The organism is Bacillus carboniphilus, assembly GCF_039522365.1.
Taxonomy (GTDB): domain Bacteria; phylum Bacillota; class Bacilli; order Bacillales; family JC228; genus Bacillus_BF; species Bacillus_BF carboniphilus.
In genome coordinates this window covers 79693-98366 of the sequence record NZ_BAAADJ010000011.1, presented here as the reverse complement: position 1 = coordinate 98366, position 18674 = coordinate 79693, and the positions used below count along the sequence as shown (strand labels likewise).

The 18674-nt window shown below is 37.8% G+C and carries 15 protein-coding genes; 12 read left to right on the top strand and 3 right to left on the bottom strand.

Annotated features, from left to right (window positions below):
• The first annotated feature begins 23 nt into the window (after nucleotides 1–23).
• Nucleotides 24–746, top strand: a complete 723-nt coding sequence (locus ABDZ91_RS05850; protein WP_343797147.1) for a YwmB family TATA-box binding protein — start codon at nucleotides 24–26, stop codon at nucleotides 744–746.
• Between the two features lie 68 nt (nucleotides 747–814).
• Here the strand turns inward: ABDZ91_RS05850 and ABDZ91_RS05845 are convergent, their stop codons facing one another.
• The gene (locus tag ABDZ91_RS05845) at nucleotides 815–2734 is read right to left on the bottom strand and encodes a heavy metal translocating P-type ATPase (protein ID WP_343797144.1); all 1920 of its coding nucleotides are present in this window, start codon (nucleotides 2732–2734) and stop codon (nucleotides 815–817) included.
• Nucleotides 2735–3001: 267 nt separating this feature from the next.
• Here ABDZ91_RS05845 and ABDZ91_RS05840 point away from each other — a divergent pair, with 267 nt between their 5' ends.
• The 6 genes from ABDZ91_RS05840 to ABDZ91_RS05815 all read left to right on the top strand — a co-directional run bounded on the left by ABDZ91_RS05840 (nucleotide 3002) and on the right by ABDZ91_RS05815 (nucleotide 9273).
• A complete protein-coding gene (locus tag ABDZ91_RS05840) occupies nucleotides 3002–3274 on the top strand; it encodes a DUF2277 domain-containing protein (protein ID WP_343797142.1) in 273 nt (90 codons plus the stop codon).
• Between the two features lie 232 nt (nucleotides 3275–3506).
• Complete coding sequence (locus ABDZ91_RS05835) at nucleotides 3507–4946, top strand: PTS mannitol transporter subunit IIBC (protein WP_343797141.1); 1440 nt, start codon at nucleotides 3507–3509, stop codon at nucleotides 4944–4946.
• A 225-nt stretch (nucleotides 4947–5171) separates the two neighbouring features.
• Complete coding sequence (locus tag ABDZ91_RS05830) at nucleotides 5172–7268, top strand: BglG family transcription antiterminator (protein ID WP_343797139.1); 2097 nt, start codon at nucleotides 5172–5174, stop codon at nucleotides 7266–7268.
• Between the two features lie 12 nt (nucleotides 7269–7280).
• Nucleotides 7281–7718 (top strand): PTS mannitol transporter subunit IIA, encoded by a 438-nt coding sequence (locus ABDZ91_RS05825; RefSeq protein ID WP_343797137.1) that lies wholly within the window; start codon nucleotides 7281–7283, stop codon nucleotides 7716–7718.
• Nucleotides 7719–8858, top strand: a complete 1140-nt coding sequence (locus tag ABDZ91_RS05820) for a mannitol-1-phosphate 5-dehydrogenase (RefSeq protein WP_343797136.1) — start codon at nucleotides 7719–7721, stop codon at nucleotides 8856–8858.
• 178 nt (nucleotides 8859–9036) lie between these two features.
• On the top strand, nucleotides 9037–9273 hold the full coding sequence (locus ABDZ91_RS05815; protein WP_343797135.1) for a 4Fe-4S binding protein: 237 nt from the start codon (nucleotides 9037–9039) through the stop codon (nucleotides 9271–9273).
• 45 nt (nucleotides 9274–9318) lie between these two features.
• Here ABDZ91_RS05815 and ABDZ91_RS05810 read toward each other — a convergent pair whose 3' ends face one another.
• Nucleotides 9319–10695 (bottom strand): amino acid permease, encoded by a 1377-nt coding sequence (locus ABDZ91_RS05810; RefSeq protein WP_343797134.1) that lies wholly within the window; start codon nucleotides 10693–10695, stop codon nucleotides 9319–9321.
• 38 nt (nucleotides 10696–10733) lie between these two features.
• A complete protein-coding gene (locus tag ABDZ91_RS05805; protein WP_343797133.1) occupies nucleotides 10734–11087 on the bottom strand; it encodes a hypothetical protein in 354 nt (117 codons plus the stop codon).
• A 291-nt stretch (nucleotides 11088–11378) separates the two neighbouring features.
• Here ABDZ91_RS05805 and brnQ point away from each other — a divergent pair, with 291 nt between their 5' ends.
• The 5 genes from brnQ to ABDZ91_RS05780 all read left to right on the top strand — a co-directional run bounded on the left by brnQ (nucleotide 11379) and on the right by ABDZ91_RS05780 (nucleotide 18562).
• Entirely contained in the window at nucleotides 11379–12740 is a 1362-nt protein-coding gene (brnQ, locus tag ABDZ91_RS05800; RefSeq protein ID WP_343797132.1) for a branched-chain amino acid transport system II carrier protein, read from the top strand.
• A gap of 255 nt (nucleotides 12741–12995) precedes the next feature.
• On the top strand, nucleotides 12996–15155 hold the full coding sequence (locus tag ABDZ91_RS05795) for a type IA DNA topoisomerase (protein ID WP_343797130.1): 2160 nt from the start codon (nucleotides 12996–12998) through the stop codon (nucleotides 15153–15155).
• A 14-nt stretch (nucleotides 15156–15169) separates the two neighbouring features.
• The gene (locus ABDZ91_RS05790) at nucleotides 15170–15718 is read left to right on the top strand and encodes a histidine phosphatase family protein (RefSeq protein ID WP_343797128.1); all 549 of its coding nucleotides are present in this window, start codon (nucleotides 15170–15172) and stop codon (nucleotides 15716–15718) included.
• Between the two features lies 1 nt (nucleotide 15719).
• Nucleotides 15720–16952: an amidohydrolase gene (locus ABDZ91_RS05785; protein WP_343797126.1), complete on the top strand. Its 1233-nt coding sequence runs from the start codon at nucleotides 15720–15722 to the stop codon at nucleotides 16950–16952.
• 161 nt (nucleotides 16953–17113) lie between these two features.
• Nucleotides 17114–18562, top strand: coding sequence for an MDR family MFS transporter (locus ABDZ91_RS05780; protein ID WP_343797125.1), 1449 nt, complete (start codon nucleotides 17114–17116; stop codon nucleotides 18560–18562).
• The last annotated feature ends 112 nt before the right edge of the window (nucleotides 18563–18674 follow it).

The window sequence follows — 18674 nt, the reverse complement described above, 5'->3', positions numbered from 1 at the left end:
GGTTACAGAGGTGAGGGATACATATGAAAACTATTAAGATTCTTCTAGTATGTGTAATGGTAACTGGTTTATATACGACAAGCGTTGCTTTTAGTAAAGAAAAAACAGATGAGATTAAAAGTTTAGTAGAAAACATGCAAGAACAGGGAATAGCTCTGAGTTCTTGGAAAGTCTATATATTGAAATCAGTACAGGATGTTGCGAGTGAGAAAGAAGCGTTGGAAGAATTAGAAGATATAAAAAAGACAGAACAGGGATATAGATGGGAGCTCCAATTTGAAGGTAATAAGAGCTTTATCGCAGAGGGCTATAAGAAAGTAGATTCCATGGATATCGAGCTAAAGGTTAAAGTTACAGGTAACCGACTAGGTAATATGTATAGAATGTATTATGCATACGAAATAAATAGCCAATGGAATAATGAGTCCTTAGAATATGTTGTAAGCAAGTATCAATATTTAATAAACAATCAGAAGGCATTCTTCACTTTTAAAGGGTCTTTGCTGCAAAATCATAAGCTAAACCAACAGGCAGAAGATATTTTATCTGGATTAAATGGTACATTTATAGAAGGTGTAGCAGAAGAGAATTTCATTTCGATGTCTGCTTATTCAAAGAAGTTGGACCAAAATTCCATCTCAATAAATGGTCAAAAAATCAATTTGCAAATTGGATTAAGACATGACATAGAGAATGAGCAAGTTGAAGTTACGATTGGTACTCCGATGATTACGGATGGTTATTAAAGTGTATTGGCCTTGCCCCTCTAGACACATAGAGGGCAAGGCCATACTGTTATATATCCATTCATTTTTTAAGATTTTAATAGTCTTAAACTATTCAATATAACCAAAATAGTACTTCCTTCATGCCCGATTACACCCATAGGAAGAGCCAGTGATTGCATAAAGTTTGAAGCAATTAAAATCAAAATAATGGTGATGGAAAAAACGATATTCTGTTTAATGATTTGGTTCATTTTTTTAGATAGCTTCACTGCTTCAGCAATTTTTGAAAGGTCATTCTTCATTAGCACGACATCAGCAGTTTCGAGTGCAACATCTGTTCCTTCTCCCATTGCAATACCAACAGATGAAGTTGCAAGGGCAGGGGCGTCATTGATGCCGTCTCCAACCATAGCTACGGTACCATATTCCCCTTTTATATATTTAACACGCTCGACTTTTGTTTCTGGCAAGCACTCAGCAGTGAAAGAATCTATTCCACTTTCTTCGGCAATGGCTTGAGCTGTTTTTTTACTGTCACCTGTAAGCATAAAGGTTTTGATTCCTTCACTCTGTAGTGCTCGAATGGCCTGTAGAGTGCTTTTTCGAATCGTGTCCTTAAGTGTCAACAAACCTGCTATTCCTTGATCATCCTTAACAAATACAACGGTTTTCCCTTCTTTAGCGAAGTGAAGAGCCATACCATTCTGAAACTGTTCTGCTTCTACGCGTCCAACAAATTCCGATTTTCCAACTTTCCAAGGGATTCCATCAATCATAGCTTGAACCCCAAAACCAGCTACATCCTCCATTTGTTCAGGTTTCCTTAAGTTCAGCCCTTTATTTTGTGCATAGCCCACTATGGCTGCTGCAAGTGGATGACTAGAGTGTTTTTCGATGGATGCAGCTTTTAAAAGGAGCTCATCTTCACTCAGATCCCCACGAACAACAACATCAACAATTTCGGGTTTACCTTGAGTAAGGGTTCCGGTTTTATCAAAAGCGATTGCCTTCAGGTTGGCTAAATTCTCTAAGTGGACTCCACCCTTAAATAGTATTCCCTTTCGTGCGCCATTAGAAATTGCCGATAAGGTAGCTGGTGTAATTGAGGCCACAAGGGCACAGGGTGATGCGACAACAAGTAAAATCATGGCTCTATAAAAGGTCTCAGTCCAACTCCATCCCAAAGTAAAGTGGGGTACAAACAACATGAGACCTACAATAAGTAACACCGTTTTTACGTACTTTCCTTCGAATCTTTCAATGAATAGTTGTGAAGGTGATTTCTCACTTTGAGCTGTTTGCACTAAGTTAATGATTTTTTGAAATAAGGTTTCGCTATTAGGTTTAGTCATTTCAATCATAATTGAACCACGTATGTTAACCGTTCCAGCAAATGCTTCATCATGAATTGTTTTATGAACCGGAAGCGCTTCACCTGTAATGGCTGATTCATCAAGGTTTGTTTGACCCTCGATAATTTTTCCATCTATAGGTACACGTTCACCAGGCTTTATAAGCACAATATCTCCTACCCGCAATGTTGAGACAGGTACATACTCCTCACGGTCATGAGTGATTTTCAAGGCTTCCTCAGGTTGTAACTCCAACAATGAGGATATTTCTTTATGACTTTTATTCATGGTATAAGTCTCAAGTGCTCCGCTTAATGCAAAAATAAAAATAAGAATAGCCCCTTCAGTCCAATACCCAATTAGAGCTGAACCGATAGCAGCAAAAATCATTAACATTTCTACATTTAGTTCTTTATTTTGAATGGTCTCTGTAATTCCCTCTTTTGCTTTTGCATACCCACCAATAATGTATGCAGTAATAAAAGTAATGGCTGAGGCAGTTTCCATACTAATTGTGCTTAATATCCAGCCTATTAAGATGAGTCCTCCGCTAATTAAAGCTGCTATAAGTTCAGCATGCGGCTTTATTTTTTCTATCCAAGAATATTCCATATTACTTTTTGGTGGTGTATATGGTTTTGTTTCAGCAAGCATACCTAATCCTCCTTCTGGGATGATTGATTTTGATTCTCATTTACTCAATTCAGTTGAGAATGATAATTATATTCATGTGGGAGTGGGATGTCCTTTAAACACTTAGTTTCATTACTATATTCCTTGATATTGTAAAGGTAACACATTTAAATTAAGTTGTAAATAATAATAATTATAAAATAGGAATCGTTATTGATAATGAATTTCAAAATCAGTTTGTGACTTGGATAAGCCTTATAGTAAGATGAACAAAAAGGAGTGAGGAAGATGTGTAGAAATATAAGAACTCTTTTTAATTTTGATCCACCTGCAACGGAAGAGGAAATCCAAGCAGCAGCACTTCAGTATGTTCGAAAAATTTCGGGGTTTAATAAACCATCCAAGGTGAATGAAGAAGCTTTTAATCAGGCCGTTATTGAGGTAGCTGCTGTAACACAAACATTACTGACTTCACTTAGTACGAATGCTGATCCTCGTGATCGAGAAGTGGAGCGGGAACGTGCCCGTGAGAGAAATGCAAAGAGGTTTGGACCGAGTTAACCTTTAGGTGTACGAGGTGAGTACACCTAGAGGTGCCGAAGTTTCCGATAGAATCCCCAAAGCCTCCAACAGAATCCCTCAACTACAACGAATTTCAATCTTGGCAACATCCCCTGTGACAAAATACCCTTTTCTTTAAATTGAAACCGCTTTATTTCGGCCATATGATAAATGTGTAAGGTCATCATTATTGATTTATAAATAAATAAGACAATATGAAAGGAGAATGTATATGTCCAAGGCAACAGAAACTTCCAAGTCTGACTTTCGTGTGAAGGTTCAACGATTTGGTAGTTATTTAAGTGGGATGATTATGCCTAACATTGGAGCCTTTATTGCTTGGGGACTTATTACTGCTTTATTTATTCCAACAGGTTGGTTTCCGAATGAAGAACTGGGTCAACTCGTAGGACCTATGATTACGTATTTATTACCACTATTAATTGGTTACACCGGTGGTAAGATGGTTTACGATGCACGTGGGGGAGTCGTAGGCGCGACTGCAACGATGGGGGTCATCGTTGGTACTGATATCCCCATGTTTCTTGGAGCTATGATTATGGGACCTTTGGGTGGTTGGGTCATTAAAAAAGTAGACCAAGCGATTCAACCAAGGGTTAAACAAGGATTCGAGATGCTAGTCAATAACTTCTCAGCAGGTATTCTAGCAGCCATTTTAACGATTATTGCTTATTTAGGTATTGGGCCAATTGTAGAAGGCTTAAATAATGTTTTAGCTGCAGGGGTTGAAGTGATTGTTAATGCTGGCCTACTTCCACTTGCTAATATCTTTATCGAACCAGCGAAAGTGTTGTTTTTAAATAATGCGATTAACCATGGTATTTTAAGTCCATTGGGCGCAGATCAAGCAGCAGAAACGGGTAAGTCTATACTGTTCCTATTAGAAACAAACCCTGGACCAGGATTAGGAATTTTATTAGCTTTTATGTTCTTTGGAAAAGGTACAGCGAAGCAAACATCACCAGGTGCAGCCATTATTCACTTCTTTGGTGGTATTCATGAAATTTATTTCCCTTATATTTTAATGAAACCAACGTTAATATTAGCTGCAATAGCAGGTGGGGTTAGTGGAGTTTTCACCTTCACATTATTTAATGTAGGATTGGTAGCACCACCATCACCAGGTAGTATCTTTGCTCTTATGGCAATGACACCTAAAGGTGGAGGTCATCTGGGTGTGTTACTAGGCGTTCTAGTGGCAACGGCAGTTTCTTTCCTAATTGCAGCTCTTATCTTAAAAACGAGCAAGCAAAAAGAAGAGGACCTATCTGAGGCTACTGCCAAAATGCAAGAGATGAAAGGTAAAAAGAGTTCAGTAGCGGGATCATTGGAAACGGCAAAAGAAGTTGAAAAAGATGAACAAGAGCTTGATATGAAGAACGTCAACAAAATTATCTTTGCTTGTGATGCAGGAATGGGTTCTAGTGCTATGGGGGCATCCATCCTAAAAAATAAAGCCAAAAAAGCAGGCTTGACCATTGAGATTACCAATACATCTATCAATAACATACCAAGTGATGCTGATATTGTAGTTACTCATAAAGACTTAACATCTCGTGCTAAGGATAAGCTTCCTAACGCACATCATATTTCTGTTGAGAACTTCTTGAATTCTCCTAAGTATGATGAACTTATTGATGAATTGAAATAATTTTTACTGACAAGGTGAACTCTAAGTGTGGAGTTCACCTTGTTTTTTGGAAACCAAATACATTTTAATTTTGGCAACAACTATAATGACGAAAATACTTCTTTCTTTAGTTGTATCAACGGATTTTGAAGTCTATCCTAGTATTAGGAGTGTATTAGTTGTAAAAATGTCAGCAAGTGAGTCCGGGAAGGGCAATTAAATAAGCCTCCGAGTGGAGTGGTTATTATGTATATTTCTGCACGGGAAAGAAAGATTTTGGAGCATTTATTAAGCAAAAGAGAAGAGGTTACTGTAAAGGATATCGCCAATGAACTCGATGTTAGTCCTCGTACTGTTCATCGGGACTTAAAAGGAGTAGAAGAAATTCTCAAAGAAAACGGACTAACACTCAATAAGAAATCGGGTATTGGTATACAGGTGGCTGGTTCTGATGAGAATCGTGAGAAGCTGACACTATTTCTGTTTCATCTTTCACATAATGAATACACCCCAGAAGAAAGACAGACCATTATACTTTCCACACTTTTAGATACAAAAGAACCCATTAAATTGGTTTCACTTGCCAATGATTTAAATGTAACGATTGCGACAGTTAGTAATGACTTAAACAAAATTGAAGAGAAAATCGTTCCATACGGACTACATTTAGTAAGGAAACGTGGCTATGGAGTTGAGATATCTGGCGGGGAATCAGCCAAGAGAAAAGCGATGAGTAAGCTCATTATGGAGAATGTAGATGAATTTGAATTGATTTCTATTTTAAAAGAATCCATTCAAAGGAAGGCTTCTCCTCCGGATGATACGGCAACAGATCGGTTACTCGGCCTAGTAGATAAGAAGAAACTTCTTGTCATTGAAAAACAAATTGACCGTATTAAACATGAGCTACCCTACGAGATTGCAGATAGTTCTTATATTGGGTTGGTTGTTCATTTAGCCCTAGCTATTGAACGAATTCAGCAAGGGGAAGAGATCCGCTTTGAAGAGGAATACTTAAAGAATTTAAAGCAATCAAAAGAATTTGAAGTAGCTCGAAAGATTGTAGATGGTTTGGAAGAAGTCTTTAGAATTCGCATTTCTTATGGGGAGATTGGCTACATTACCATGCATCTATTGGGTGCAAAGCTTAGAACCGATCAGGATGAATTATTAGAAGATACAAGTATCCAGGTTGGCGTATCCGCTCAAAAACTCATTCGGTTTGTAAGTAACAAAATAGATGTTGATCTGACAAAACATGTATCCCTGTTCCAAGGGTTAGTCGCTCACTTAAGACCGGCTATATATCGAATGAAACAAAATATGGGTATCTCTAATCCCCTTCTTTCCAGAATTGAGCAGGATTACGGTGAGTTATTTTTGATTATAGAAGAGGGAGTAAGAGAGGTCTTTCCTGATATACATGTACCTAGTGAAGAGGTTGGATACCTAGTCATGCATTTTGCATCTGCTCTTATAAACAGAAGAGAAGAAAACAGCCAAACTGTACTTGTTGTTTGTTCAACAGGCATCGGTACATCCAAGATATTGTCAACGAAGCTAAAACAAGAAATCTCAGGCTTAAAAACAATAAATGCATCCCTTTTTGACTTAAATAAGTTAAATCTTGAGGATTATGACACCATTATATCTACAGTTCCACTTAAGAATTTAGATCAGAACTATATTGTAGTCAGTCCTTTATTGCCTGTAGATGATGTTGAAAAAATAAAGAGATCTCTTATGGCTCCAAAGCCCTTTCAGCAAAAGAAAAAAGAAACAGAAGCTGCTAATCCATTTGATACTATTGGTCTACTCGCTGAATTTGAAAAGGTACACCATTTTTCAAAAGCCATTTATACGGTCCTTAAGGGGTTTTCTGTTTATAACACACCTGTAGAATATCGTTCAATTGAGAATGCCTTAGAGTATATAAGCGGCTTATTAAAAGAAAGAGGCATTGTCGATAATGAGAAAACGGTGTTAGCGGAACTATTAAAGCGTGAGGAGCTAGGGGGACTTGGTATACCAGGTACAACATTAGCTCTTTACCACGCAAGAAGTGATTCAGTTATCGAACCTAGTTTTACAATAAGTAGATTACAAAGACCACAACAAGTCCCATCGATGGACGGGACTAGTATAGAAATTCATACAATCTTGCTCTTATTAGCACCACGAGAGCCAGGCGTAGAAACATTAGAAGTACTGAGTGGTATTAGTTCGCTGATTATACGAGATGAATCAATCATTCAACTGTTTCAATCCGGCAGTGAAGAGGAACTGGGAATGCTACTAGGTAAAGAGTTGAGAGACATTTATAAGGATAAAACTAACATTTAAGGAGTGTACATCATGACAAATCAGATTTTATCTAAAGAAAATATCTTACTAAATGAAAGCTTTACATCCAAAGAGGATGCAATTAAAAAAACAGGACAAGTTTTAGTTGATAAAGGCTATGTAGAACCAGCATACATTGGGAAAATGCTAGAGAGAGAAGAGCTAACTTCTACTTATATGGGGAATTTTGTAGCCATTCCACATGGGACAGAGGATGCAAAAAAAGAAGTAAAAGCTTCTGGTTTATCCATTATTCAAGTCCCAGAAGGAGTAGACTTTGGCGGCGGAAATATCGTTAAAGTTCTAATCGGTATTGCGGGTAAAGACGGTGAGCACTTAGAAATACTTTCTCAAATTGCTATAGTTTGCTCAGAGGAAGAAAATGTGGAAAGAATCGTAACTGCTCAATCTGCTGAAGAAATTTTAAGCTTGTTCGACGAGGTGAACTAAATGCTAGCTGTTCACTTTGGAGCGGGGAATATTGGGCGAGGTTTTATTGGTAGTCTTTTATCCGAATCTGGTTATGAAGTATGCTTTGTAGACGTGAATGAAGAAATCGTTCAACTTATAAACGAGAGAAAAGAGTATAGAGTTGTTCTGGCTGATGAGAATAGTCAGGATACAGTTGTGAAAAATGTAAAGGCTATTAACAGTATACAAAATCCAAACGTGGTTGTGGATGCTATTGTCCAAGCAGATATCGTTACAACAGCTGTGGGACCTAATATCCTCGGACTGATCTCTGATTTACTTACACAAGGATTAAGAAAACGTGTAGACCACTCGGGTAAGCCGCTAAATGTAATTGCTTGTGAAAATATGATTGGTGGAAGTTCGTTTTTAAAAGAAAAAGTGTTTGAGAAACTCCCAAATCATGAAAAAGAAACATTTGCATCTTTATTTGCCTTTCCAAATGCTGCAGTGGATCGAATTGTTCCGAACCAAGTGAATGAGGATAAACTAATGGTATCTGTAGAGCCTTTCTATGAATGGGTTGTGGATCGATCTATGATGGTTGGTGATATTCCAACAATTAAAGGAATCACCTATGTAGATGATTTGAAACCATTTATTGAAAGAAAGCTATTTACTGTTAATACTGGGCATGCTGTTGCAGCCTACGTAGGATATCAAGCTGGTCTTGAAACAATAAAGGATGCTATGGAAAATCATGATGTATATACGACTGTCAAGAATGCACTAAAAGAGTCCGGAACCGTTTTAATTAACAAGTACGGCTTTGATACGGACGCGCACATGGAATATGTAGAGAAAATAGTTGGTAGGTTTACGAACCCGTATATAAATGATGAAATTCCTAGAGTTGCAAGGGGGCCAATCCGTAAACTCGGATCAAATGACCGATTAGTAGGACCAGCTGTTCAGTATTTTGAATATGCAGAGGGACAACCAGTCCATTTAGCTAAAGCTATAGCAGCAGCATTGCAATACGATTATCCCAATGATAAGGAAGCGGTTTCATTACAAACAATCGTGAAGGATAGAGGCTTTACGGGTGCCTTAGAAGAGGTTTGTGGACTAAAACCAGGTCACCCTCTATATTCACTTGTTCTAGAAGAAATGAAATAGTCATATATTAGAAATAACCAAGATCAAAAAGGGTACCCAAGGGATAGGGTGCCTTTTTTATTTAAAAAATTAGAATGTTTTGAAAAAAAGTAGGAATTTAACTACAATAAATAATATAATAGTAGTAAGAGAGTTACTATCTATACTTTTCAACTTTCATGTAATGGAGGGGTACAAATTGGCATTTGTAATTTTAGAACCATGCATTGAAGAAAAAGCAGGAGAATGTGTAGAAGTTTGTCCGGTCGAGTGTATTGAAAAAGGAGAGGACCAATTCTTTATTGATCCCGAGATTTGTATTGACTGTGGTGCATGTGAATCAGTGTGTCCAGTTTCAGCCATCGTTCATGAGGATGAGCTGACAGATGATGATTTTAAGTACTTAGAGAAGGCTCGTGCATTTTTTAGCAGTTAATATGGCTAATAAGAAGGGAAGGGTGCTTTGCACTCTTCCCTTTTCTTATGCTTCACTAGCTTTTTTCTTCCACACTTTTTTCTGCATAATAATAGCCACAATCCCGATAATGACCACAAATAAAATACTGACAAAAAACCCGAAACGAATACTTTTTTCCATAAGTGTACCGCTTACAGCAGCTAATATTAGAAAGATTCCGATTAAACTAAGAAACTTGCCCCACACCTTCATTTCTAAAACTTTCATTCCTGATAAGATAATGAAAGCCCAGTTAATAAGAATAAGGATTCCTGCTGCTGTTGTGATATACTCGTATATTTTTCCTGGGAGTAAAAGTGCTGTAATAATGGAAGCTAAAAGTCCAATGGTAGCCAATAATAATGAAGGAAAGGGTAAGTCCTTCCACTTCTTAATTTTCTTGGAAAAGACCTTAGGTGCGTCTCCATCATCAGCAAGTGTAACGAGTAGCTTGGTAACACCAAACAATGAAGCAGTCATTGTAGAGAAACCAGCTATAATAATTGCCGCATTAAATACATGTGGGAAGAAGGCTAAATTATATGGTTTTAAAGCTGTTACAAATGGACTCTCTTTGTCAGTGAACTCCCCATGGTTCGCCATGGTTACAGCTAGACCTAGTGAAAGAATATAGATGATGACTAACACAATCAGCATAATAATTCCTGCCTTAGGTGCATCTTCTTTCTTCTTTAAATTGGTAGCCATCAAACCTATGACTTCAATTCCACCATAAGCATAGTAGGCGTAAATGAGTGAAGACCAAAATCCTTTGAAACCTTCTGGAAAAAGATCACTCATGGTTGTTGGTACCCCAGCCCGTTCAACGTCTCCACCACCAATCCAGCCAAACACTGCAGCAGCTGCGATTATTATGAACATAATGATAGCTGCTGTTTTGATTACAGCAAGTAGGTTTTCCACTCGATCAAAACCATTTGTGCCTGTTAAAACGACAATGATGGAAAGAATCGCATACCCTGCTGCAAAGAGCCATAATGGAAAGTGTGGAAACCAAAACCTCGATAATATAGAAAGCGCCGTTAATTGACTTCCCATAATTAAAATGTTTGAGCTCCAGTAGTTCCAACCACAACTAAAACCAGCCCAACGGCCATATGCTTTATTGGCATAATAGCAAAAGGATCCTTCTTGAGGGTCTTCTGCTGTCATTTTAGCAAGTAAACTATAGACTATATAGGTTCCTAGTGCCGCTAATAGAAAAGAAAAGACAATAGACGGCCCCGTAATTTTAATCCCAATCGCTGACCCTAAAAAATATCCTGTTCCGATGGTACAGCCAACTCCAACTAAGGATAGCTGCCACCAAGCCAAATTCCCCTCACCCTCACTTGAATCCTTACTTTTACAAGATCCTTCATCAGGAATGAAAAAATCCAAAAAAGCACCTCCTTTTCCCTTCAACTACTGTTTCTTTATTACTTTTTTTCTTTGTCTGAGTCGGCTTCACTATCTACTTTTAATCCTGAAATGGTCCGGTATATTTGAGTGTTCATACTTCCTTGCACAATTTGTTGCATGAATAATTCTGATATCATTTTTTTGTATTCTTCATCTTCAAACATTTTTTTGTTTTGCAACTCCATCTCCGCTAATCCTTCGAATTCGAAAAGATACGCATATGTAAAATCATTTCCAGATACCGGAGTTAGTAATTCGGCTTTATGGTCATATTTTTCATTTCGATAACTTTGAATTTTTCTGGCATTTTTCAATCCCTCAACTAATGATTCCTGTTTGAGCTCGAATGTTTGGTACACGAAAACAGACATAGTTGAACCTCCTAATTTGCAATAGATATGTTTAGATTTTCCTGTTATGAGACTGGTATACATGGTAGAAAAAGTGAAAAAAAGCTTTATCGGTATCTGATTATATTTGTTATTTTCTGTAAATAACAAATACAGGATACCTTGAGGGATTAGTAATCATGTGTTTTTCCTATTTCGCAATTGTCTAAATCTTTTGGAGATATGTTGCTTTTTAATAAGAAGGGCGTTAATATAGTCACTGTTGACTTATTCAATAAAGAGAAATAGATAGATTTAGGAGGGCTACTTCATATGAATACAAAACCACGCTCTACCTCCTATTTAATAATTGGAGTTATGTTATTTGCTCTGTTCTTTGGAGCAGGGAACTTAATATTTCCGGCGCAGCTTGGACAACATGCAGGTACGAACCTTATACCTGCTGCGATAGGCTTTTTAATAACTGGAGTGGGACTTCCGCTTTTAGGCATTTTAGCAATGGGATATTCGGGGAGCCGAAATTTACAGGAGCTCTCTGGTAGAATTCATCCAGTGTATGGAGTTTTGTTTACATCTATTCTTTATTTAACAATTGGGCCTTTTTTTGCAGCGCCTAGAACGGGAACAGTTGCTTTTGAAGTGGGAATCGCGCCATTTGTACCTGAGGAATCCCAGCAGCTAGGACTATTTATATTTACAATTATGTTTTTTGTAATTGCTCTTTTGTTTTCCTTAAATCCAGGTAAATTAGTGCAAAATGTAGGGAAAGTTTTGGCGCCAGCTTTAGTCATACTGATGTCAATCCTTTTGATTGTTGCTTACTTTAATCCGATGGGACAAATAGAAGCTCCGCAAGAAGCATACCAAAGTGGTGCATTTATGAAGGGTTTTTTAGAGGGCTACAATACAATGGACGCATTGGCATCTCTAGTATTTGGTATTATTGTTCTTAAAACCATTCGCTCAATGGGGATTACTACTAGAAAAGAAGTGATTTCAGCTACCGCAAAATCAGGTTTGGTTGCCATTACCTTATTAGGAATCATTTACTTCGGTATTTCCTATTTAGGAGCGACAAGTACTAGTGTATTAGGTGTTTTTAATACGGGAGGACCTGTTTTAAGTGGTGCAGCTTCGCACTACTTTGGTACGTTAGGTTCTTATGTTTTAGCAGTTGTCATTGGGCTAGCTTGTTTAACAACAGCTATTGGTTTAATCGTGTCAAATGCAGAATATTTTCATACTTTATTTCCAAGGTTTAGTTATAGAACGTTGGTCGTGTTTTTTACGCTTTTAACCTTTATTATTGCGAATTTTGGACTAGCCAACATAATTGCTTATTCCATTCCAATGCTGATGTTCTTATATCCATTAGCGATTGTTTTAATGATTTTAACCTTCGCCTCACCCATTTTTCTTCACGCGAGGGTTGTATATGTAGCGGCAATTTTTATTACGTTCATGATTAGTTTGGTGGACGGTATAAAGACTTTATGTCAGTCACTAGAGATTGAATACTATAACTGGTTAGCGATCATAATCCGCTTTTATGAAAATTATTTACCACTTTATAGTGAGGGGTTAGGTTGGTTCATTCCGGTGGTTACGGTCATTATAATGATGACGATTCTAATCCGTTTACTGAAAGTATCGTTTAAAACAGTAGATGCATAAGAGAGGGCCTGTTCTTTTGGACGGGCCTTTTTAAAATTTTGTGATTTGCGCCAACTTGAAGAAGGAGTTTTGAAACAATTGGCGAATGTAGTGATAAACTCTTTCTCATCACCCTAAAACCATACCTAATATCCCTTCCTTTTTACCTCTAAAAAACCTTGTCATTCTTATCAATTCTCACTTCCATTCGATGGTATACTTATCAAATGTGAATCTTAAAGAAAAGTTTAGAAAGAAAATTAGGTGATTTTTCAAATGAAATTGATACTTGCAGAGAAACCCTCTGTTGCTAAAAATATCGCGGATGCATTAAAAGTAAAAGATAAAAAAGATGGTTACTTCGAGGGGAATGGCTACGTTATTACTTGGGCGTTTGGCCATTTGCTTCAACTGTTTGATGCTAAAGACTATGATGGTTCGATGGCTAAGTGGAAAATGGAAAACTTCCCGTTTATCCCATCCTCTTTTCAATATAAGGTGAAAAGTGATCCGAAAAATAGGGAAAAACCTGATGGAGGAGCTAATAAACAGCTTAAGACCATTCAATATCTAGTGAGGCGAAACGATCTGACAGAGATTATCTCTGCCTGCGATTATGACCGAGAAGGCCAGTTAATTGGCGATAGTATTATTTATAAATTTAAGCCGACAAAACCCATATTTCGAATTTTACTAAATGAGTGGACACCAGAAGCGGTACTTACAGGACTGGAAAAAAGGAAATCAAACAATGAGTTGCGACCTTTATTGGATGCAGGAATGAGTAGACAATGGGCGGATTGGGTGATTGGTATAAATCTAACCTCTGTAGCTACTTTAAAGTACCAAAAAGGAAAGGGGAAGGCGTTAAATATAGGTAGGGTTTTACTTCCTACCTTAAAAATAATCTATGATCGAGATAAAGAAATTGAGAATTTTGTACCTGAGGATTACTTTAAGCTATCAGCAACTTTTGAAACGGTAGAGGGCAAACATTATGATGGAACGTATGTAGAGGATGGAGAAGAAAAATTTAAAAAGAGAGAAGACTTAGAATCTCTTTTGCAAGTGATTCAACATAAGGACGCTTCTGTGATAGACAAGCAAGTAGAGCGAAAGAAGGACTTTCCTCCCTTTTTGTTTAATTTATCGAACCTCCAAGGGTATATCACCAATAAATATAAGGGTTGGACAGCTGATAAGGTTTTAAAAGTTGCTCAAAGTCTATATGAAAAGAAGTTCATCACGTATCCTAGAACCTCTAGTGTTGCAATAGAAGAGAGTTTGGTAGGGAAGACAGCAAATGTTTTAAAAACCGTTTCAGAGGGTTTACCCTATGAAAATGAAATTAAGTTTATAAAATCGAAACGTGTCTTTAACAACGCAAAGGTAGAAAGCCATAGCGCGATTACACCGACGTATCTAAAACCAAAGCGTCTTACAAATGATGAGGAAATTGTATACACCGCTATTAAAAATCGTTTTATCATGCAATTTATGCCGGTTGCAGAATTTGAAGAGACAAAAATCCAAACCCAGATTAAAGATGTTGAAATAAAAGGAACATTTCACACAAAAGGAAAAGTGCAGCTTGTTGAAGGCTGGAAAAAGGTTGAGAGTATCCGATCAAAAGATACGCTGCTCCCATTTGTTCAAGAGAATGAAATCGTAAAAGTAGTTGGTCAGGAGGTTTCTACCCATGTAACAAAGCCTCCGAAACCCCATACTGAAATGACACTTCTCCGTGTGATGGAGACCTGTGGGAAAAGCTATAAAGAAGAGGATCAGGATCAAGAGGAGCTATTAGGTAGCATTTTAGCGGGGTTCAGTATTGGAACACCGGCGACCAGGGCGGATACGATCAAGAAACTTAAAGATGTTGGATACATTACCGCCCAGAAAAAGAACTTGGTTACCACTGAGCTTGGCCGAAAATTAGTTGAGACCTTCCCGATTAAGGAGCTATTTGATTTAGAGTTCACGGGACGTTTAGAAAAAACATTATCAGATATTGAAAGAAATAAAGTGAGAAAACAAGAGTTTTTAGATGTTGTCTTTCAGTTTACGAATCAATCCGTTGAAACAATTAAGGGAAAACCAGATGTCATACTAAATGAACTAGAGTCTAAGTCTAATAAGTTTGAAGTACTTGGAAAGTGCCCTTCTTGCGGCCATTCTGTTGTAGAAGGAAAAAAGGGATTTGGTTGTAGCAATTGGAAAAATGGGTGCAAGTTTGTTATTTGGAAGAATGATAAGTATTTGGCTAGCATGAAGAAAAAGGCCACAAAAACGATGGTAAGGGCTCTTTTGAATCAAAAGGTAGCTCATGTAAAGGGATTAACAAGTAAAAATGGAAAGAAGTTTGATGCTTATCTACGCTACGAAAAAAACTCCAAAAACGACTATTACAGCTGGCAAATGGAATTCACAAAGTAGTCAGGGGGATGAAGATGAGAAAGGTGTTTTTAATTAGACATTGCCAGGCAACAGGGCAGGAACCAGAGGCTCCACTAACGGATAAGGGTAGAGAACAAGCGAATGACCTACTGGAGTTTTTTAAAGATGAAGAGATAGACAGAATAGTATCTAGCCCGTATATTCGGGCTGTAGACAGTATAAGGGCGTTTGCAGAATTGAAGTCCGTGAAAGTAGAGATAGATAACCGATTGTCAGAGCGAGTTCTTTCTCCTGTTTCTTTACATGATTGGGAGAAGCATCTATTCCATTCATTCGAAGATATGGATTACAAAATTGAGGGTGGAGAAAGTAGTCGGGAAGCTATGATTAGAGGTATTTCCTGCTTACATGAGCTTTTAGGAGGAGATGGACAGCAGGCTATTATTGTATCGCATGGGAATTTAATTTCCTTAATGTTAAAACACTATAATAAGCAAATTGGGTTTAGTGATTGGAAAGCATTAAGTAACCCCGATATTTATGAATTAACATTTGATAACAACCAATACAAGAATATGAGAAGGGTTTGGAGAGATGCATAACATGAGTCAATCGTTTTGGCTAACAAATGTAAGTTTAGAGACGGGTTATGAATTTGAAGGTAATTTGGTTCAGACAACAAAGACCGAAAAGTTCCACATACGCGTAGAAAATGGGAAGTTTGCCGAGATGATACCAGCAACGACACTGAATACGGACTTACCAAAAGTAGATATGAAGAATCTCCTGATGCTTCCATCTTTTAAGGAAATGCACATTCATATTGATAAAACCTATTATGGGGGGCCATGGAAAGCTGTTAGGCCAGTCAGAAGTATCTTAGGCAGGATGGAAGAGGAGCGGGAATTACTTCCTAAACAGCTTCCAACTGCACAAGATAGAGCAGAGAAAATATTAGGGCTTCTATTAAGTCACGGTTCTACCCATGTAAGAACCCATTGCAATATAGATCCAGTTATTGGCTTAAAGAACTTAGAGGCAACCATGATGGCATTAGAGAATTTCTCGGGTAAATTATCTCATGAAGTCGTTGCATTCCCTCAGCATGGCTTACTCCGTTCAGGGGTGGAAAGTGAAATGAGGGAAGCAATGAAATTAGGGGCTACTTATGTGGGAGGAGTAGACCCTGCAACCGTTGATGAGGATATGGAAAAATCCTTACACACAATCATCGATATAGCGATTGAGGCAGCTGCCAAAATTGATATTCACATTCATGATAGAGGGCAGATTGGCATTGCGACAATGAATAGGCTTGCTGATCTTACTGAAGAAGCAGGTATGCAAGGTCGTGTAACGGTTAGCCATGCATTTGGGTTTGCAGGTAAGCAATCTAACGCAGTAGTAGAATTAGCTGAAAGATTTGCTCAACTTCATATTGATATCACATCCACAGTCCCAATTGGAGGATTCATCATGCCAATCCCTTTCTTACACGATAAAGGTGTAAAGGTAGGACTAGGTACGGATAGCTTGACAGACCACTGGTCCCCGTTTGGGAATGGTGATAATTTAGAAAAAGCAGGACGTCTGGCAGAACTTTATAGGTATGTAGATGAACAGTCCTTATCACAAGCTCTAGGGTTTATTACAGACGGGGTTACTCCACTGAATAAAGATGGTGATCGAGTATGGCCAAGATTAGGCGAAGATTGTGATGTTGTATTCGTAGAAGCAAGCTGTTCAGCTGAAGCAGTAGCTAGAAGGGCAGCCAGAAAAGCTGTCTTTTATAAAGGAAGACTTGTTTTCGATAATGTTGGAGAATATGATGAGTAGAGCTTGTATGGCTCTACTTTTTCTTTCTTGTGTAATCTTAATAGAGAACTCTTCTAGATAAATTCCACAATCATGGTAACGGATTATGTATTATCCCAGTCTAATAAAAATGGAACGATAATGTAGGCTGTACGCTAGTCGATAGAATTTGGAGGATTTTCATGCAACAAAAAGTAAACACGAAAATTATACTTATTACATTTATGATTGGTGCCTTCTTTGCCATATTAAACGAAACCTTACTGAACATTGCCTTAACTGAGTTAATGCATGTATTTGACATTGACGCTCCGACTGTACAATGGATGGCTACAGGATTCATGCTTGTTATGGGTGTGCTAATGCCTATTTCAGCTCTCCTCATTCAATGGTTCACAACGAGACAAATGTTCATAGGGGTAATGACAGTCTTTTTGATTGGAACAACCATCGCAGCGTGTGCAATAAGCTTTCCTATGCTACTGGCGGGGCGCATGACCCAGGCAGTTGGAACTGGATTGTTAATTCCGGTTATTATGAATGCTTTGCTACTATTATATCCACCAGAAGTACGAGGGAAGATTATGGGTACTTTTGGACTTGTGATTATGTTTGCTCCAGCTCTTGGTCCAACCTTATCAGGTGTGATTGTTGATTTATTTGGCTGGCGTTGGTTATTTATATTTGTTATACCATTTGCACTATTTTCTATTCTGTTCGCCTTTAAATACCTTCAGAATGTTGGTGAAGTAACACGTCCCAAAGTAGATATATTATCTATAATCCTTTCATCAATAGGGATCGCAGGTATTGTGTATGGCTTCAGTAGTGCGGGTGAACATTCACAAGGTTTCTCATCAACAAAAATTATTACAATTATCACAATCAGCTTATTAAGCCTTTTTTTATTTGTGATCAGGCAATTAAAACTAAAAGAACCTTTATTAGATGTAAGAGTTTTTAAATATAAGAATTTTGCTCGTGGCGTAAGTCTTTTTGTTATTGTCATTATGGCGATGTTTGCTTCAGAAATCGTTATGCCTATGTATTTGCAAGGTCCCCTTGGGTATTCAGCAAAGGTTGCTGGATTATTGCTTTTACCAGGGGCTTTATTAAACGGCTTAATGTCTCCTGTAATGGGTACGTTGTTCGATAAATTTGGCCCTAGGAAACTAATGATACCTGGAACGATTGTCTTAGTGGGTGTTATGATTTTCTTTAGTAATATCAATCCAGCTTATCCTTTGTGGTCGTTTATACTGGTTTACATCGTCCTCATGTTGGCCATTTCAGCCATTATGATGCCTGCCCATACGAATGCTTTAAATGAATTACCTAAAAATTTGTATCCTCATGGGACAGCAATCTCCAATACCTTGCAACCGATTGCGGGTGCTTTAGGGGTTTCGGTGTTTGTCAGTATTATGACACAAGGGAGTAATAGCTATTTGGAAAAGCATGCAAACCCTATAACCGAACAGGTGAAAAATGATGCGATGACAATTGGTGTTCATCATGCCTATTGGTTTGCTTTAGGTTTGTGTATTGTTGCATTTTGCATCGCTTTATTTATAAAAAAGGCAATCTCGCCAGATTATGATAAGGAATTGAAAGAAAATACTCCTACGTAAAGTAGGGGTTTTCTTTTTGGAAAGGTAAGTGAGATGGGGAATCATAAAGTGGGAAAATTCCTCTACGGAGTGTAATGTTATGAATTTAATACATAAGGATGTGGCTTATTCC

Bases quoted from the DNA above. Each gene is read 5' to 3' on its own strand.
- ABDZ91_RS05795 (WP_343797130.1), top strand. From the start codon at position 12,996: ATGAAATTGATACTTGCAGAGAAACCCTCTGTTGCTAAAAATATCGCG.
- brnQ (WP_343797132.1), top strand. From the start codon at position 11,379: ATGAATACAAAACCACGCTCTACCTCCTATTTAATAATTGGAGTTATG.
- ABDZ91_RS05805 (WP_343797133.1), bottom strand. From the start codon at position 11,087: ATGTCTGTTTTCGTGTACCAAACATTCGAGCTCAAACAGGAATCATTA.
- ABDZ91_RS05835 (WP_343797141.1), top strand. From the start codon at position 3,507: ATGTCCAAGGCAACAGAAACTTCCAAGTCTGACTTTCGTGTGAAGGTT.
- ABDZ91_RS05845 (WP_343797144.1), bottom strand. From the start codon at position 2,734: ATGCTTGCTGAAACAAAACCATATACACCACCAAAAAGTAATATGGAA.
- ABDZ91_RS05790 (WP_343797128.1), top strand. From the start codon at position 15,170: ATGAGAAAGGTGTTTTTAATTAGACATTGCCAGGCAACAGGGCAGGAA.
- ABDZ91_RS05825 (WP_343797137.1), top strand. From the start codon at position 7,281: ATGACAAATCAGATTTTATCTAAAGAAAATATCTTACTAAATGAAAGC.
- ABDZ91_RS05840 (WP_343797142.1), top strand. From the start codon at position 3,002: ATGTGTAGAAATATAAGAACTCTTTTTAATTTTGATCCACCTGCAACG.
- ABDZ91_RS05850 (WP_343797147.1), top strand. From the start codon at position 24: ATGAAAACTATTAAGATTCTTCTAGTATGTGTAATGGTAACTGGTTTA.
- ABDZ91_RS05780 (WP_343797125.1), top strand. From the start codon at position 17,114: ATGCAACAAAAAGTAAACACGAAAATTATACTTATTACATTTATGATT.
- ABDZ91_RS05830 (WP_343797139.1), top strand. From the start codon at position 5,172: ATGTATATTTCTGCACGGGAAAGAAAGATTTTGGAGCATTTATTAAGC.
- ABDZ91_RS05785 (WP_343797126.1), top strand. From the start codon at position 15,720: ATGAGTCAATCGTTTTGGCTAACAAATGTAAGTTTAGAGACGGGTTAT.
- ABDZ91_RS05820 (WP_343797136.1), top strand. From the start codon at position 7,719: ATGCTAGCTGTTCACTTTGGAGCGGGGAATATTGGGCGAGGTTTTATT.